At 71.0% G+C, this 15786-nt stretch carries 16 protein-coding genes; 7 read left to right on the top strand and 9 right to left on the bottom strand.

Annotated elements, in window-relative coordinates; genetic code table 11:
• The first annotated feature begins 24 nt into the window (after positions 1 to 24).
• Positions 25 to 663 carry a DNA-directed RNA polymerase subunit beta gene (locus ACFRAL_RS09250; protein ID WP_336396715.1) on the top strand — a complete coding sequence of 213 codons (639 nt, stop codon included), beginning with the start codon at positions 25 to 27 and terminating at the stop codon, positions 661 to 663.
• Between the two features lie 169 nt (positions 664 to 832).
• Entirely contained in the window at positions 833 to 1720 is an 888-nt protein-coding gene (locus ACFRAL_RS09245; RefSeq protein ID WP_336396714.1) for an aminodeoxychorismate lyase, read from the top strand.
• A gap of 7 nt (positions 1721 to 1727) precedes the next feature.
• Here ACFRAL_RS09245 and pstB read toward each other — a convergent pair whose 3' ends face one another.
• The 7 genes from pstB to ACFRAL_RS09210 all read right to left on the bottom strand — a co-directional run bounded on the left by pstB (position 1728) and on the right by ACFRAL_RS09210 (position 9852).
• Positions 1728 to 2507, bottom strand: a complete 780-nt coding sequence (pstB, locus tag ACFRAL_RS09240) for a phosphate ABC transporter ATP-binding protein PstB (protein WP_194396018.1) — start codon at positions 2505 to 2507, stop codon at positions 1728 to 1730.
• A 32-nt stretch (positions 2508 to 2539) separates the two neighbouring features.
• Positions 2540 to 3646, bottom strand: a complete 1107-nt coding sequence (gene pstA, locus ACFRAL_RS09235; protein ID WP_336396713.1) for a phosphate ABC transporter permease PstA — start codon at positions 3644 to 3646, stop codon at positions 2540 to 2542.
• Between the two features lies 1 nt (position 3647).
• Positions 3648 to 4589 carry a phosphate ABC transporter permease subunit PstC gene (gene pstC / locus ACFRAL_RS09230; protein ID WP_378882024.1) on the bottom strand — a complete coding sequence of 314 codons (942 nt, stop codon included), beginning with the start codon at positions 4587 to 4589 and terminating at the stop codon, positions 3648 to 3650.
• 77 nt (positions 4590 to 4666) lie between these two features.
• Positions 4667 to 5773 (bottom strand): phosphate ABC transporter substrate-binding protein PstS, encoded by a 1107-nt coding sequence (locus ACFRAL_RS09225; RefSeq protein WP_378882021.1) that lies wholly within the window; start codon positions 5771 to 5773, stop codon positions 4667 to 4669.
• A 163-nt stretch (positions 5774 to 5936) separates the two neighbouring features.
• A complete protein-coding gene (locus ACFRAL_RS09220; RefSeq protein WP_378882018.1) occupies positions 5937 to 6875 on the bottom strand; it encodes an NUDIX domain-containing protein in 939 nt (312 codons plus the stop codon).
• Entirely contained in the window at positions 6872 to 9037 is a 2166-nt protein-coding gene (locus ACFRAL_RS09215) for an RNA degradosome polyphosphate kinase (RefSeq protein WP_336396709.1), read from the bottom strand. Before ACFRAL_RS09215 ends, ACFRAL_RS09220 begins: the two co-directional genes overlap by 4 nt.
• Positions 9038 to 9147: 110 nt before the next feature.
• A complete protein-coding gene (locus ACFRAL_RS09210) occupies positions 9148 to 9852 on the bottom strand; it encodes a response regulator transcription factor (RefSeq protein ID WP_336396708.1) in 705 nt (234 codons plus the stop codon).
• 135 nt (positions 9853 to 9987) lie between these two features.
• Between ACFRAL_RS09210 and ACFRAL_RS09205 the strand changes: the two genes are divergently transcribed.
• The 4 genes from ACFRAL_RS09205 (at position 9988) to ACFRAL_RS09190 (ending at position 13259) form a co-directional block, all read left to right on the top strand.
• The gene (locus ACFRAL_RS09205) at positions 9988 to 10278 is read left to right on the top strand and encodes a hypothetical protein (protein WP_336396707.1); all 291 of its coding nucleotides are present in this window, start codon (positions 9988 to 9990) and stop codon (positions 10276 to 10278) included.
• Between the two features lie 134 nt (positions 10279 to 10412).
• Positions 10413 to 11015 carry an FABP family protein gene (locus ACFRAL_RS09200; protein ID WP_378882014.1) on the top strand — a complete coding sequence of 201 codons (603 nt, stop codon included), beginning with the start codon at positions 10413 to 10415 and terminating at the stop codon, positions 11013 to 11015.
• Positions 11016 to 11028: 13 nt separating this feature from the next.
• Positions 11029 to 12132, top strand: a complete 1104-nt coding sequence (locus tag ACFRAL_RS09195) for a YgfZ/GcvT domain-containing protein (protein WP_378882011.1) — start codon at positions 11029 to 11031, stop codon at positions 12130 to 12132.
• A gap of 14 nt (positions 12133 to 12146) precedes the next feature.
• On the top strand, positions 12147 to 13259 hold the full coding sequence (locus ACFRAL_RS09190) for an aromatic acid exporter family protein (protein WP_378882008.1): 1113 nt from the start codon (positions 12147 to 12149) through the stop codon (positions 13257 to 13259).
• Between the two features lie 7 nt (positions 13260 to 13266).
• Here ACFRAL_RS09190 and ACFRAL_RS09185 read toward each other — a convergent pair whose 3' ends face one another.
• Positions 13267 to 14085 (bottom strand): class I SAM-dependent methyltransferase, encoded by an 819-nt coding sequence (locus ACFRAL_RS09185; protein WP_378882005.1) that lies wholly within the window; start codon positions 14083 to 14085, stop codon positions 13267 to 13269.
• Positions 14086 to 14166: 81 nt separating this feature from the next.
• On the opposite strand from ACFRAL_RS09185, the gene ACFRAL_RS09180 reads away from it, so the two are divergent.
• Positions 14167 to 14916 carry a phosphoglyceromutase gene (locus ACFRAL_RS09180; protein WP_336396702.1) on the top strand — a complete coding sequence of 250 codons (750 nt, stop codon included), beginning with the start codon at positions 14167 to 14169 and terminating at the stop codon, positions 14914 to 14916.
• A gap of 66 nt (positions 14917 to 14982) precedes the next feature.
• Here the strand turns inward: ACFRAL_RS09180 and phoU are convergent, their stop codons facing one another.
• A complete protein-coding gene (gene phoU / locus ACFRAL_RS09175) occupies positions 14983 to 15657 on the bottom strand; it encodes a phosphate signaling complex protein PhoU (protein WP_336396701.1) in 675 nt (224 codons plus the stop codon).
• Positions 15658 to 15786 lie beyond the last annotated feature (129 nt).

The raw sequence follows: 15786 nt of genomic DNA, 5'->3' as shown, positions 1-15786 counted from the left end.
GTGGCGGCGAGTAGCCTGGACGGAATGAGCGACGCGTCCCGGGATTTCCACAAGCCCGTCCGGCGGCCGGCCGAACTCTTCGACCGGCGGTTCTCGGCCGAGGATCCGGCCGAGGTGTCCCGCGTCGCCCACTCCACCGCGCACGCGCTGCTGGCACGCGTCCGTGCCGACCCGGACGGCGCGATCGTCGACCGCCTCGTGGCGTTCACCGACGAGCACGGCATCGACGACATCGCCGAGCTGTGGTCGCGGTCGCCGGCGAAGACCCTCCCGGGTGCGCTGTGGCGGCTGTACCTCGTGCAGCTGATGATCCACGACGACCCCCGCACCTCTGCGCTGCTCTACGAGCGCGGCCGTGCCGAGCTCTCCTCCGCGGACGACGTGGTGGCCGGAGCGCCGTCGCCCGCCGGACCCGACGAGCTGGTCGCGCTGGTGGACACCATCCTCCGCGGCCTGTTCGAGGGCGACTTCGCCGTGGCGCTGGACAGGGCGGCGGCGTTCTGCCGCGTGCAGGCGTCGGGCGCCACGCATCTCGCCGACGACTACGAGGTCACCGAGCCCGACCGCGCCTCCGCGTTCACCACGCGGGCGCTGCGGCTCTCGGACTTCGCCGCCGATCTGTCGGCCTGCGCCGCCCTGTGGCGGCGCGACGCGCTGAGCTGAGCCATCCGGCGGGCGGCCGTGGCCGGGAATGCGAGTGCCGGGCCGCAGAACGCCTCTCGGCGCGAGGCCGCTCGCAGCGGCAGAAGATGGAGCCCGGGGTTACTGCGGCCCGGCCGATACAGTCTAACCGAGGCCCAGGGGACCGTATTCCCCGGCCTAAGCTCTTGACATGGCTTGGCGCTTCGCCCTCGTGATCGACCCCGCGGCATCCGACGACCCGCGCTCGGACTTCTCCGACACCTTCACACCGATCGATGTGACCGCACCGGCGCTGAGCGTCGGGGAGATGAGCACGCAGCGCGGCGACGGGATCTTCGAATCCATCGGGGTGGTCGACGGCCACGCGCAGGAGGTCGGTCCCCACCTCGATCGCCTCGCGCATTCGGCGGCCCTGTGCGACCTTCCCGCTCCGCACCGGGAACAGTGGCGGCAGGCGATCGCCGTGGCCGCCCAGCACTGCCCGCCCGACGCCGAGGCGGTCATCAAGCTCATCCTGAGCCGTGGGGTGGAGCACGGGCCGACGCCGACGGCGTGGGTGACGGCCGCGGAGGCCCCCGACAACGCCGCGGTGCGCGAACGCGGCATCCGCGTCGTCACGCTGGACCGCGGCTACGGGATCGACACGCCGCGGAGGGCGCCGTGGCTGCTCCTCGGGGCGAAGACGCTGTCGTACGCCGTCAACATGGCGGCGATCCGCGAGGCGAAGCGCAGGGGCGCCGACGACGCGATCTTCGTCACCTCCGACGGCTTCGTCCTGGAGGCGCCCACGGCCTCGCTCATCCTCCGCGTCGACGGCCGGTTCCTCACGCCCGCGCCCAACGGCGGGATCCTGCACGGCACGACCCAGCTCAGTCTGTTCGCGCACCTGGAGGAGCGGGGCGCCGAGACCGCGTACGAGACGATCCCCGTCTCGGCGCTGGCCCGGGCGGATGCCGCGTGGCTGGTGTCGAGCGTCCGCCTGGCCGCGCCCATCCGCGCGATCGACGGCAGGGACGTGCCCGTCGACGGTGAGCTGACGGCGTCCTTCAACCGCTACCTGCTCACCCCGCGCGACTGACCGCCGATCAGCCGAATCGACCCGAGACGTAGTCCTCGGTCGCCTGCACGGACGGCGTGGTGAAGATGGTCCTGGTCTCGTCGTACTCGATGAGCTTGCCGGGCTTGCCGGTGCCCGCGATGTTGAAGAACGCGGTCTTGTCGCTCACGCGCGACGCCTGCTGCATGTTGTGGGTCACGATGACGACGGTGTAGTCGTTCTTGAGCTCGCCGATCAGCTCCTCGATGGCGTACGTGGAGATCGGGTCGAGCGCCGAGCAGGGCTCGTCCATGAGGATCACCTCGGGCGAGACGGCGATGGCGCGCGCGATGCACAGACGCTGCTGCTGACCGCCCGAAAGGCCCGAGCCGGGCTTGTCGAGGCGGTCCTTGACCTCGTTCCAGAGGTTCGCGCCGCGCAGCGACTTCTCGACGAGGGCGTCGGCGTCCGACTTCGACATCTTCTTGTTGTTGAGCTTCACGCCCGCCAGCACGTTCTCCTTGATCGACATCGTCGGGAACGGGTTGGGGCGCTGGAACACCATGCCGACCTGGCGGCGCACGAGCACCGGGTCGACGTTGGGCGCGTACAGGTTGTCGCCGTCGAGCAGCACCTCGCCCTCGACGCGGGCGCCGGGGATCACCTCGTGCATGCGGTTGAGGGTGCGCAGGAAGGTCGACTTGCCGCAGCCGGAGGGGCCGATGAAGGCGGTGACGCTGCGCGGCTCGATGTCGAGGGAGACACCCTCGACGGCCAGGAAGTCGCCGTAGTAGACGTTGAGGTCGTTGACTTCGATGCTCTTGGACATGATTTCCGTCGGTGCTTTCGGGTTGGGGATGCTCAGCGGCCGAGCTTCGGCGAGAAGACCCTCGCGACGATGCGCGCGATGAGGTTGAGGAGCATGACGATGACGATGAGGACGAGCGCGGCGGCCCAGGCGCGGTTGTGGTACGCCTCGACGGGGATGCCCGCGTTCATGTACTGCGTGTAGACGAACACCGGGAGCGTCATCATGCGCCCGTCGAAGAGGTTGTAGTTCATCGAGGTGGCGACGCCGGCAGTGAGCAGCAGCGGCGCCGTCTCGCCGATGACGCGCGAGATCGACAGCATGACGCCGGTGGTGATTCCGGCGACCGACGTCGGGAGGACGACCTTGGCGATGGTGCGCCACTTCGGCACGCCGAGCGCGTACGACGCCTCGCGCAGCTCGTTGGGCACGAGGCGGAGCATCTCCTCGGTGGATCGCACGACGACGGGGATCATCAGCACCGCCAGCGCGATCGAGCCCATGATGCCCATGCGGATGCCGGGACCGAAGAACAGCGCGAAGACGGCGTACGCGAAGAGGCCGGCCACGATCGACGGGATGCCGGTCATCACGTCGACGAGGAAGGTGATGCCGCGTGCGACCCGGTTCCCCGCGCCGTACTCCACGAGGTAGATCGCGGCGAAGATGCCGATCGGGATCGAGATGACCGCCGCCGCCAGCGTGATGAGCAGGGTGCCGACGATCGCGTGCAGCGCGCCGCCGCCCTCGCCCACGACGTTGCGCATCGACGAGGTGAAGAATTCGGCGGACAGGCCCGCGACGCCGTTGACCAGCACGGTGATCGCGAGCGAGACGAGCGGCACCATGGCCACGAGGAAGGCGATCGTGACGACGCCCGTCACGAGCCGGTCGACGCCCTTGCGGCGTCCTTCGACGAGCGAGGAGGTGGTCGTGATGAGCGCGAGGTAGAGCAGGGCGGCCACGACGCCCCACCCGGCGAGGTTGAAGCCCTCGCCCGAGCCGATCGAGAGGACGCCGAACAGGATCGCGCTGATGGCGAGGCTGCCGGCGAGGATGGCCCACGGCCCCCATGCGGGCAGGTGCCCGCTGGTCAGGCGCGGTGTCTCGCGCACCGGCGCCTGCTGCGGCGCCTCGGGAGGAGCGGTCGTCACGGTCATGTCAGTTCGCCCCCGAGAATTCCTTGCGACGGCTGACGATCCATCGGGCGATGGCGTTGACCGCGAAGGTGACGATGAAGAGGATGAGGCCCGTGGCGATCAGCACGTTGATGTTGGTGCCGTACGCCTCGGGGAACGTGAGCGCGATGTTCGCGGGGATCGTGCTGGGGTTCTCCGACGTGAAGAGCTGGAAGGTCACGACGCCGGTCGCCGAGAGCACCATGGCGACGGCCATCGTCTCGCCCAGGGCGCGGCCCAGGCCGAGCATCGAGGCCGAGACGATGCCGCTGCGCCCGAACGGGAACACAGCCATGCGGATCATCTCCCAGCGGGTGGCGCCCAGCGCGAGCGCGGCCTCCTCGTGGAGGACGGGAGTCTGCAGGAAGATCTCGCGGCAGATGGCGGTGATGATGGGGACGACCATGACGGCCAGCACGATCGCAGCGGTGAAGATCGTCCGGCCGGTGCTGGACACCGTGCCGCCGAAGAGGGGGAACCACCCCATGTTGGCGTTGAGCCAGGCATAGACCGGCTGGACGGCGGGGGCGAGCACGAGGATGCCCCAGAGGCCGAAGACGACGGAGGGCACCGCGGCCAGCAGGTCGACGACGTAGCCGAGACCCTGCGCCAGGCGACGCGGTGCGTAGTGCGAGATGAAGAGCGCGACGGCGACCGCGAGCGGGACAGCCATGAGCAGCGCCAGGAACGACGCCCACACCGTGCCGAACACGAGGGGCCACACATACTCCCAGAAGTTCCCGGTGAGGATGCTCGCGGTCTCGCTCGTGGCGGTGAGGCCCGGGATGGACTGGATGATGAGGAACAGCGCGACGGCGGCCAGCGTGACGAGGATCATCAGGCCGGCCGAGAGTGCGGTCCCCGAGAACCAGCGGTCTCCTGGTCTCTGCTTGACCTTGGCCGCGGGGGCGGTGGTCGTCGTCATGGTGTCCTTCGGGTTCGGGTCTTCTCAGGGGCGATGCCCGGCCCGGTCGTGGACGACCGGGCCGGGCATCGATGTTCTCAGTCCGTGACGATCAGGTCGATCGCCGCGTTGACCTGCTCGCGCAGGGTGTCCGAGATCGGGGCGCTGCCGGCGGCCTCGGCCGCGGCGTCCTGGCCCTCGGCGCTGGCGACGTGCTGCAGGTAGCCCTTGACGATCGGTGCGACCGCCGCGTCGGCGTACTCCTGGCACGCGATCATGTAGCTGACGAGGACGATGGGGTAGACGCCGGCCTCGTCCGAGGTGCGCTGGAGCTCGATGGCGAGGTCGCCCTCACCGCGGCCCTCCTCGAGCGGCGACGCGTCGACGATCGCCGCAGCGGCCTCGGGCGAGTACTCGACGAACTCGTCGCCGACCTTGACGGCGGCGGTCGAGAGGCCCTCCTCGGCAGCGCGGGAGGCGTCGGCGTAGCCGATGGTGCCGTTGCCGCCTGCGACGGCCGAGACGACACCCGAGGTGCCCTGCGCAGCCTCGCCGGACGAGAGCGGCCAGACACCGTCGGGCTCGCTCGTCCAGACGTCACCGGCGGCCTGGAACAGGTAGTCGGTGAAGTTCTCGGTGGTGCCCGAGTCGTCGGCGCGGTGCACCGGCGTCACGGCCAGATCGGGAAGCGTCACGCCCTCGTTGAGCGCGGCGATCGCCGGGTCGTTCCAGTTGGTGATCGTGCCGGCCATGAGGCCCGCGATCGCGGCGGCGTCGAGGTTCAGCGCGTCCACGCCCTCGATGTTGAAGATGACCGCGATCGGCGAGATGTAGGTCGGGAGCTCGATGATGCCCGAGCCGTCCACGCACGCGTCGAACGGGCCGGCCTCGATCTCCTCGATGGTGAAGGCGCGGTCCGAGCCCGCGAACGGGAAGGCGCCCGCCTGGAACGACTCGCGGCCAGCGCCGGAGCCGGACGGGTCGTAGGTGATGGTGACGTCGGGGTTCGCGGTCTGGAAACCGGCGGTCCAGGCCTGGACCGCCACCTCCTGCGCCGACGATCCGCCGCCGGCGATCTCGCCGGAGAGGTCGGAGGTGGTGCCGCCGGTGTCGCCGGGAGCGGTCTCATTGGCGGCGCAGCCGGCAAGGGCGAGGGCCGCGACAGCGGCGACAGCGCCCACCTGGGCGATGCGGGAGATCTTCACTGTGTGAATCCTTCACGTGTCAGGGAATCAGGTCCGTGCAGGACCTTCGGGTGGGAACCCGGTGCGGGGTTCGCTCTGAAACGTAGGCTCGGACTCTTAAGAGAGTGCGCTGCGCAGGTGAACGGGAGGTGAACGGGCAGGGGTGCGCGGGGGGCGCCCCCGGTCAGACCTTCGGCTCGTGGGTCTCGATCGCGACGATGCCGGAACCGGGATTGTCGACCGAGAGGTGGGCCACAGAGAACGCTCCCGTCTCCAGGGCGGACGCGCTGCCGAGGTACGAGCCGCGCAGCGTGCCGGTGGCCAGGGCGAGCTCGCTCAGGATGTCGGGGAGCACCGGTCCGTGGCTGCACAGGACGGCGGGCTTGCGCGCACGCACGCGCTCGCCGATGATCGTGCGGGCGTCGGACTTGCCGTCCTCCCACGCGTCCTGGCTGATGAGCTTGGTGAGCTCGATCCGCCGACCGAGCGCGGCGGCCAGCGGCTTCACGGTGTCGGCGCAGCGCGTCGCCGGGCTCGAGATGATGCGTCTCACGCCGAACGCCTGGAGCGGACCGACGATGGCGCTCGCCTGCTTGCGGCCGCGGGGCGACAGCGGGCGCGCGGCATCCTTCCCCTTCCACTCCTCGCGCGCGAGGGCCTTGGCGTGGCGCAGCGCGATGATGGGGAAGGTGCGCAGGACGCCTTCGTCCATGAGCCGGAGGAAGTGCTCGACGATCTCGCGGTCGACGGGATAGCTGAGCCGCTTGAGGGCCTTCTTGGGCGAGACCCACTCAAGCGCGGCGATCTCCTTGTTCGGCACGAACGCCGACGCGCGGATCGCGGCGTCGGTCGCCTCGGCGGCCCAGTAGTGCACGATCTTGGTGCGCTTGCTGGGGAGCCGGTATCGCGAGACGCCGACTGCCACCCCGAGGGCGACGCGGATGCCGGTCTCCTCGTGGATCTCGCGGACCGCAGTCTCGGCGAGCATCTCGCCCGGGTCGACCTTGCCCTTGGGCAGCGTGACGTCGCGGTACTTGGTGCGGTGGATGAGGAGGATGAGCACCTTCTCGTCGACGATGCGCCAGACCACCCCGCCGGCCGCGTAGATCGCGGTCTCGGTCATCGCACCGCCCGCGCGCGCCGGCGGCGCTGGACGTTGGTCATCCGGCGGTCCTGGATGTCCAGCAGCGGCTTGCCGTCGGCGTCGGTGTGGTGCCTGACCCACTCGCCGTCCGGGCCGAGGTGCCACGAACTGGTCGTGTCGCTCATCGCGAGCGTGAAGAGGTCGTTCATCTCTTTCACGTGGGCGGGGGACGACACCCGCACCAGGGCCTCGACCCGGCGGTCGAGGTTGCGGTGCATCATGTCGGCGCTGCCGATGTACACGATCGGGTCGCCGTCGTTGTGGAACGCGAAGATCCGCGAATGCTCGAGGTACCGGCCGAGGATGGAGCGCACCGTGATGTTGTCGCTGACCCCTTCGACGCCGGGCTTGAGCGCGCAGATGCCGCGCACCCACACCTCCACCTTCACGCCCGCCTGGCTGGCGCGGTACAGCGCGTCGATGATCTGCTCGTCGACGATCGAGTTCACCTTGATGCGCACGCTCGCGGGCTTGCCGGCCTGCGCGTTGCGCCGCTCCTTGTCGATCAGGCGGAGCAGCCCCTTGCGCAGGTGCAGCGGCGCCACCAGGAGGCGCTTGAACTTCTTCTCGATGGCGTAGCCGCTGAGCTCGTTGAACAGGCGCGTCAGGTCGCGACCGACCTGGTCGTCGGCCGTGAACAGGCCGTAGTCCTCGTAGATGCGGCTCGTCTTGGGGTTGTAGTTGCCGGTGCCGACGTGGCTGTAGCTGCGCAGCACGCCGTTCTCCTCGCGGATCACCAGGGCGAGCTTGCAATGGGTCTTCAGGCCCACGAGCCCGTAGACGACGTGCACGCCGGCCTTCTCGAGCTTGCGCGCCCACACGATGTTGTTCGCCTCGTCGAAGCGGGCCTTGATCTCGACGAGGGCGAGCACCTGCTTCCCGGCCTCGGCGGCGTCGATCAGCGCCTCCACGATCGGGCTGTCACCGGAGGTGCGGTACAGCGTCTGCTTGATGGCCAGGACGTGCGGGTCCTTGGCCGCCTGCTCCAGGAACGCCTGCACGCTGGTCGCGAACGACTCGTACGGGTGCTGCACGAGCACGTCGCCCTTGCGGATCGACGAGAAGATGTCGGGGCGCTCGTTGTTGTCGCCGGGTTGGAACGCCAGGGCGGTCGTGGGCACGTGCGGCTTGTAGTGCAGGTCGGGCCGGTTGATGCGCGACAGGTCGAACAGCCCGCGCAGATCGAGCGGGCCGGGGAGGCGGTAGACCTCCTGCTCGGTGATGTCGAGCTCCTTGATGAGGAGGTCGAGCGTCACGTCGTCCATGTCATCGGTGATCTCCAGGCGGATCGGCGGGCCGAAGCGCCGCCGCAGCAGCTCCGCCTCGAGCGCCTGGATGAGGTTCTCCGTCTCGTCCTCCTCGATCACGACGTCTTCGTTGCGGGTGAGGCGGAAGGCGTGGTGGTCGAGCACCTCCATCCCCGGGAAGAGGTCGTCGAGGTGGTTGGAGATCAGGTCCTCCAGCGGCAGGTAGCGCACCGCGCCGTCAGCCGGGGGAAGCTCGACGAACCGGGGGAGCATGGGCGGCACCTTGAGGCGGGCGAACTCCTGGCGCCCGGTGCGCGCGCTGCGGATGCGGATCGCGAGGTTGAGCGACAGGCCCGAGATGTAGGGGAACGGGTGGGCGGGGTCTACCGCGAGCGGCATGAGGACCGGGAAGACCTGCGCCTGGAAGTACTCGTAGAGCTGGGCGCGCTCGTCCGCCTGGAGCGTCTCGTACGAGACGACCTCGATGCCCGCCTCGGCCATGGCGGGCTTGACGTGGCTCTTCCACGTCTCGGCATGGCGCAGCTGCAGGCGGTGGGCGTCGGCCGAGATGTCGGCGAGGACGTCCGCGGGGGAGCGGCCGACGTTCGTGGGAACGGCGAGGCCGGTGACGATGCGGCGCTTGAGGCCTGCCACGCGCACCATGAAGAACTCGTCGAGGTTGCTCGCGAAGATCGCGAGGAAGTTCGCCCGCTCGAGCACCGGCAGACGGTGATCCTCCGCGAGCTCGAGCACCCGCTGGTTGAACGAGAGCCAGCTGACCTCGCGATCCAGGTACCGGTGATCGGGCAGCTGGGAGTCGAAGACCTCCTCGAGGTCGAAGTCGTCGTCGTCCGCGTCGCCCAGGCCGGCGTCGAGCACCTCGGGTTCGATCATCCCCTCATCATTGCAGGGTCGCGTGTCGAGAGTGTGAACGAGTCGGGGCCGCCGGCGACGCCCCCGCAGCAGCGGATGGGCGGATGCCGCGGCGGGCCGCGGCATCCGTCTCAGGCGTCGCTGCGCTCGCGCGGCACCGGAGCAGGCTCCGGCTCGTCCTCGTAGACGTTGAAGCGGTAGCCCACGTTGCGCACGGTGCCGATGAGCTGCTCCATGTCGCCGAGCTTGGCGCGCAGACGCCGGACGTGCACGTCGACGGTGCGGGTGCCGCCGAAGTAGTCGTACCCCCACACCTCGCTCAGCAGCTGCTCGCGCGTGAACACCCGGGAGGGGTGCGTGGCGAAGAAGTGGAGGAGCTGGAACTCCTTGTACGTGAGGTCCAGCGCGCGGCCGTGCACCTTGGCCGAGTACGAGGACTCGTCGATCGTGATGCCCGAGGTCTGGATGCGCGTCGAGACCTGCTCGGCCGACTGGCGGCCGACGGCCAGGCGGATCCGGGCGTCGACCTCGGCGGGTCCGGCGGTGAAGAGGATGACGTCGTCGACGCCCCAGTCGGGCGACACCGCGGTGAGCCCGCCCTCGGTGACGATCAGCAGGAGCGGGGCATCCAGGCCCGTCGTGTTGAGGATCTTGCACAGCGACTTGGCGCCGACGAGGTCCACGCGCGCGTCGACGAAGATGACGTCGGCGCTCGGCGCGTTGACGAGCTGCGCCGGCTCGGCCGGGATCTGGCGCACGCGGTGACTCAGCAGTTCGAGCGAGGGCAGGACGGGACCGCCTCCGTGCGTGGAACTGAGAACCAGGAGCTGTGCCAATGGATCGCCTTCCCGGCACGTGGGGGCGCGCCGCGAACCCCAGTGTAGGGCGTGGCGGCCGTGCGCTCCGATCGCGAGAGCCCGACGCCGCCGCCGAAGCGTGCGCCACGCGCCGTCATGCGGGATGATGGAGCCGTGGCCATCCCCGACCTCGCACCCCGGCGCACGCTCGGCGGGATCATCGCCGTGTGGGTGCTCGCGGCCGTGATCGCGATCGTGATCGGCGTCCTGGCCACCCCCGATTGGCGCGGGGCATGGCTGGCGGTGGGACTGGGCGGATGCCTCATCGCGGCGTTCGCGATCCAGCTCTGGCCGGGCCGCTCGCAGGGCTTCACCGAGCGGGTCGCGGCCAGCATGCTCGGCGCCGCCCTCGTGATGGGCGTCATCAGCCTGGGCTTCGGACTCGCCGCCCTCGTTCCCGGCTAGACTCCTTGCCATGGATCTCGTCGCGCTCGAACTCTTCTACGTGGGCCTGCTCGGTCTGGCTTCGCTCGCGATCGCCTTCGTCTCCGCGGTCGTCCTCAAGAACCTGTACCGCGGCCAGCGCTGACGGGTCCGTCGTGATCGACATCCCGACCGACCTCCCCGCCGAACTCGTCCCGCTGTCCTGGCTCATCGGGGTCTGGGAGGGCACCGGCGTCATCGATTACGGGGAGCACTCGCTGACCGGTGAGTTCACCCACCGGGTCAGCTTCAGCCATGACGGCGGCGACTACCTCAACTACTCGGCCGAGGCGTGGTTGCACGACGCCGACGACCCGGGGTCGCGCACGCGCCTGGTCGCCGAGCTCGGCTACTGGCGCCTGTCCCGTCCGGCCACCGACGCCGATGCCGGCCCCGGTCTCCTTCCGCCGACGGCCGCACCGGTCGCGCGCGGCGCCGAAGACATCGAACGGCTGCGCAACGCCGACGGCGGCTTCGACATCGAGGCGGCGATCGTGCATGCCGACGGCGTGAGCGAGCTGTACCTCGGCCAGATCAAGGGCCCGCGGATCGACATCGCCACCGATGCCGTCGTGCGGCCGGCGGGCGCGAAGAACTACGCGGCGGCCACCCGCATGTACGGACTCGTCGACGGGCACCTGCTGTGGGCGTGGGACATCGCCGCGCTCGGCTACGAGCTCGCCGCGCACGCGTCCGCGCGGCTCGCCCGGGCCGACTGAGCGGGGAGCACCGATGACCGACCTGTTCGCCGCCCTCCCCGGGGCCGTCGTCGACGACGCGGGTCTCCAGCACGTGGGCAATCCGCTCGTCGAGCAGCGGCGCCTCGCCGCGGGCGCGGCCGTGGCGCCGCTCGGGGACCGTGCCGTCATCGCCGTCCCCGGCGAGGACCGGCTCACCTGGCTCGACTCGCTCTCGTCGCAGGCCCTCGCCCCTCTGCAGCCCGGCGTCGGCACCGAGCTGCTGATCCTCGACCCCCAGGGGCACGTCGAGCACGCGGCATCCGTCGTCGACGACGGCGAGACGACCTGGCTCATCGCCGACCGCGGCGATGTCGAAGGCCTGCACGGCTGGCTGCGCAGGATGCGCTTCCGGCTCCGCGTGGACCCGCGGATCGCCGACGAGTTCGCGGTGGTCGGGGGCACGGCGTCGGCGCTCGCGCGCATCACGCCGGCCGCGCCGTCCGGAGTGCCGCTGGTCTGGCAGGATCCGTGGCCCGATGTCATGCCCGGCGGCCATGCCTACGCGCCGGTCGACCCCCACCCCGGCGCCGACCGCGACTGGGCCGAGGCGATCGTCACGCGCGACGAGGAGCGACGGATCGCGGATGCCGCAGCCCGCGGCGAGCTCGAGCTCGCCGGCCTCGCCGCGGTCGACGCGCTGCGCGTCGCGGCATGGCGCCCGCGGTGGACGACCGACGTCGACGAGCGGGCGCTGCCGCACGAGCTGGACTGGCTGCGCACGGCCGTGCATCTCGAGAAGGGCTGCTACCGCGGTCAGGAGACCGTCGCCAAGGTGCACAACCTCGGCCACCCGCCGCGGCGGATGGTCGCGCTGCAGCTGGACGGCTCCGGCAGCGTGCTGCCCGCGCACGGCGCCGCGGTGCGGCTCGGCGACGCCGAGGTGGGCATCGTGACCTCCGCCGCCCTGCACCACGAGGAGGGGCCGATCGCCCTGGCCGTGGTGCGGCGCACGACCCCCGTCGACGCCGCCCTCACCGTCGACACCGAAGACGGTCCCGTCGCCGCGGCGCAGGAGGTCATCGTGCCGCCCGACGCCGGCGCCACGGCGAACGTGCCCAGGATCACCCGGCTCTCGCGCCGCAGCGCGGCGCAGTAGGCGAGGGTCCGACGGTGAGCGGAGACGGCGACACCGCCGCGATCACGCAAGCCGTTCCGACCGGATGGCGCGCCCGCTTCGACCTCCGGCCGCCGCTCACCCGCGTCCGCGGCTCGGCGCTGGCCATCGTGCAGATCACGGTGGCGGCGACCGCGGCATGGGCCTTCGCGCACTACGTGGTCGGCCATCCCGCGCCGCTGCTGGCCGCCACCGTCACCATCTCGAGCCTCGGGCTCGTCCGCGATGCCCGCCCGAAGCGGGTGCTCGAGACCGTGGTGGGCATGATCGTCGGGATCCTGGTCGCGGAGGCCTTCGTCGTGGTGGTGGGGCCGGGGTGGTGGCAGCTGGCGCTGGCCCTCGGGGTGACGCTGGTGGTCGCCCGCTTCCTCTCGCCCTTCCCGCCCTTCGCGATCATGGCCGGCATCCAGGCGTCGATCGTGATGTCGCTGCCGGCGAGCCAGCCGTTCGCGCGCGTCGTCGACGGCGTCGTCGGCGGGGTCGCGGCGCTGCTGGTGACCGCGCTCATCCCGCGCAACCCCCGCCGCGAAGAGGCGCGGGACGGCCATGCGGTGTTCGCGGCGGCGGACTCGGCGGCGCGCACCATCGTGCAGGCGCTGCGTCGAGGCGACCCGATCCGGGCGGCCAGGGGCCTGGAGAAGGCGCGCGCGATCGCGCCGCGCGTCGATGACTGGCGGGCGTCGCTGGACTCGAGTCTGGCGGTCGCCGGCTTCTCACCGTGGCTCCGCCCCCAGCGGGCCGAGCTGCGGCGGCACCACGGCGTGCTGCAGGCGATGGACTTCGCGACGCGCAACCTGCGGGTCGTCGCGCGGCGCGCGGTCTACCTGTGCGAGGACGGGCAGCGCCGCCCCGTGCCGGCCGACGTGCTGGCCGAGCTCATGCGCGCGGCGGAGCTGGTGGGGGAGAGCCTCGACGACATCTCGCTGCAGCCGCCGGCGCGGGAGGCCGTCGCCGCCGTGGCGGCGCGGCTGGATCCCGCGCGGATCCTCCCGGACGGCACGCAGACCGAGCTGAACCTCCTCACGGCGCTCCGCCCGCTCGCCGTCGACCTGCTGACCGCGACGGGCATGACCTCGGCCGACGCGCGCGCCGTGCTGCCGCGCGTCTAGCCTCGCGTCACCACGGAGCCACGGCCTCCCACGGCACCGTCGCCTCGCCGAGCCGCCAGCGGGAGCGCTCGAGAACCGGCCACCCGCCGTCGACGAGCGCCGCCAGCGCCGTGCGCCACCGGTGCACGGGCCCGAACGGGGCGACTGCGGCGGCGCGGTCCCATTCCGCGTCGAGCGCCGACAGGAACGCGTGAACGCGCTGCCCCGGCACGTTGCGGTGGATGAGCGCCTTCGGAAGCCGCTCCGCGGCGACGGACGGATGCTGCAGCCCGGCCAGCCGCAGCGACACGGTGAGGGTGCGCGGCGCGGCGTCGGTCCCCAGGGCGACCCACGTCGCGATGCGGCCGATCTCGTCGCAGGTGCCCTCCACGAGCAGCCCGCCCGGCGCGAGGCGCGACGCCATCGCCGTCCACGCGCCCGCCACCTCCGGCTCGTCGTACTGCCGCAGCACGTTGAAGGCCCGGATCACCGCCGGACGCCGCCCGTCCGGCACCGGCACCTCGAACCCGCCGCGGGCGAACGACACCCGCGCATCGGCCGGGAACGTCGTCTCGCCCGCGCGCACCGCCGCGAGCTGGGTTCGGGCGCGGGCGACGCGGCCGGGATCGATCTCGAGGCCCAGGACCTCGACGTCGGGGCGCGCACGGACGAGGCGGGCGTACAGCTCGAGTGCGGTGACACCGCTTGCGCCGTACCCGAGGTCGATCACGAGCGGATCGGTCGAGCGGCGCAGGGCGGGGTGCCGGGCGATCCAGCGGTCCACCCGCCGCAGCCGGTTCGTCCCGGTGGTGCCGCGCGTGATCTGCCCGACCGGTCCCCGCGCCATCCCCCCATGATGCCAGCGGGGAGTGCCATGCCGGGGACACAGGACGGGGGAGGGCCGCCCCGCGCCGATATCATGGGGCGCATGACCGCGCCCTACACGCTGATCCTCCTTCGACACGGCCAGAGCGAGTGGAACAAGACCAACCAGTTCACCGGCTGGGTCGACGTCCGACTCACCGAGCAGGGCAAGGCCGAGGCCCAGCGCGGCGGCGAGCTGCTCGCCGAGTCCGGCATCCTTCCCGACGTCCTCCACACCTCCGTGCTCAGCCGCGCCATCCAGACCGCCGACATCGCGCTGGACGCCGCCGACCGCCTGTGGATCCCGGTCAAGCGCTCGTGGCGCCTGAACGAACGTCACTACGGCGCGCTGCAGGGCAAGGACAAGGCCCAGACGCTCGAGGAGTTCGGCCAGGACCAGTTCATGCTGTGGCGCCGCTCGTTCGACGTGCCGCCGCCGCCGCTGCCGGCCGACGACCAGTACAGCCAGGTCGGCGACCCGCGCTACGCCGACATCGACGGCGAGGTGCCCGACACCGAGTCGCTCAAGATCGTCATCGACCGCATGCTGCCGTACTGGCACAGCGACATCGTGCCCGACCTGAAGGCGGGCAAAACCGTTCTCGTGACGGCGCACGGCAACTCGCTGCGCGGCCTGGTGAAGCACCTCGACGGCATCAGCGACGCCGACATCGCCGAGCTGAACATCCCGACCGGCATCCCGCTGGTCTACCGCCTCGACGAGAACCTCGAGCCGCTCAGCCCGGGGGAGTACCTCGACCCGGAGGCCGCCGCCGCGGGCGCCGCCGCGGTCGCCAACCAGGGCAAGAAGTAGCACCGGCGAGCAGAAGGGACCGGATGCCTCGGCTGAGGCATCCGGTCCCTTCTTCCGTCCGTGGGCTCAGCCGTGGATGACGTCGATGGTGTCGGTGCTGCTGGTCCAGTCGCCCGTCGACAGGTAGGCGACCTTCTTCGCCACCGAGACGGCATGGTCGCCGAAGCGCTCGTGGTAACGGCTGGCGAGGGTCGCGTCGACGGTCGCCGACGGATCGCCCTGCCAGCTGTCGCTCAGCACCTTCTCGAACACCGAGACGTGCAGCTCGTCGAGCTTGTCGTCAGCGTTGCGGATCTCGTCGATGAGGTCGCCGTCCTGGGTGCGCAGCAGCTCGGTCAGCTGGCGCGCGGCCTCGACGTCGAGCTCGCCCATCCGCAGGAAGGTCGACTTCAGGCCCTTGGGGATGGCCCGCTCGGGGAAGCGCATGCGGGTGAGCTGAGCGATGTGCTCGGCGATGTCGCCCATGCGCTCGAGCGACGCGCTCATGCGCAGCGCGCTCACCACGATGCGCAGATCCCGCGCCACCGGCTGCTGACGGGCCAGGATCTCGATCGCGAGCTCGTCGAGCGCGATCGCCTTCTCGTCGATGACGGCGTCGGCCTCGATGACCTCCTCCGCGAGCGACACGTCGCTCGTGCCGAACGCACGCGTCGCCTTGTCGATGGCGATCGTGACGAGCTCGGCGATCTCGACGAGACGCCCCTGCACGTCCTCGAGAGACTGGTGGAAGACTTCGCGCATTCCGATGCACCTTTCGTGGTTCCGGGGAAGGCACAAGCCAGCGCCCCGGCGATTCTCGTCAGGGAAGGTTAACGGATGGTGCCGCATCGGTGAACACTGGCGGGCGCGTGCGCCGTCGTCACCGCCGCC

It is taken from the genome of Microbacterium sp. NPDC056736, from assembly GCF_042790415.1.
GTDB lineage: Bacteria > Actinomycetota > Actinomycetes > Actinomycetales > Microbacteriaceae > Microbacterium.
This window is presented reverse-complemented; position numbering and strand designations above follow the sequence as displayed.

Excerpts from the sequence above, each read along its gene's own strand:
- ACFRAL_RS09220 (WP_378882018.1), bottom strand. The coding sequence starts at position 6,875 with ATGACCGAGACCGCGATCTACGCGGCCGGCGGGGTGGTCTGGCGCATC.
- ACFRAL_RS09245 (WP_336396714.1), top strand. The coding sequence starts at position 833 with ATGGCTTGGCGCTTCGCCCTCGTGATCGACCCCGCGGCATCCGACGAC.
- ACFRAL_RS09195 (WP_378882011.1), top strand. The coding sequence starts at position 11,029 with ATGACCGACCTGTTCGCCGCCCTCCCCGGGGCCGTCGTCGACGACGCG.
- phoU (WP_336396701.1), bottom strand. The coding sequence starts at position 15,657 with ATGCGCGAAGTCTTCCACCAGTCTCTCGAGGACGTGCAGGGGCGTCTC.
- ACFRAL_RS09180 (WP_336396702.1), top strand. The coding sequence starts at position 14,167 with ATGACCGCGCCCTACACGCTGATCCTCCTTCGACACGGCCAGAGCGAG.
- ACFRAL_RS09215 (WP_336396709.1), bottom strand. The coding sequence starts at position 9,037 with ATGATCGAACCCGAGGTGCTCGACGCCGGCCTGGGCGACGCGGACGAC.
- ACFRAL_RS09185 (WP_378882005.1), bottom strand. The coding sequence starts at position 14,085 with ATGGCGCGGGGACCGGTCGGGCAGATCACGCGCGGCACCACCGGGACG.
- pstB (WP_194396018.1), bottom strand. The coding sequence starts at position 2,507 with ATGTCCAAGAGCATCGAAGTCAACGACCTCAACGTCTACTACGGCGAC.
- pstA (WP_336396713.1), bottom strand. The coding sequence starts at position 3,646 with ATGACCGTGACGACCGCTCCTCCCGAGGCGCCGCAGCAGGCGCCGGTG.
- ACFRAL_RS09250 (WP_336396715.1), top strand. The coding sequence starts at position 25 with ATGAGCGACGCGTCCCGGGATTTCCACAAGCCCGTCCGGCGGCCGGCC.
- pstC (WP_378882024.1), bottom strand. The coding sequence starts at position 4,589 with ATGACGACGACCACCGCCCCCGCGGCCAAGGTCAAGCAGAGACCAGGA.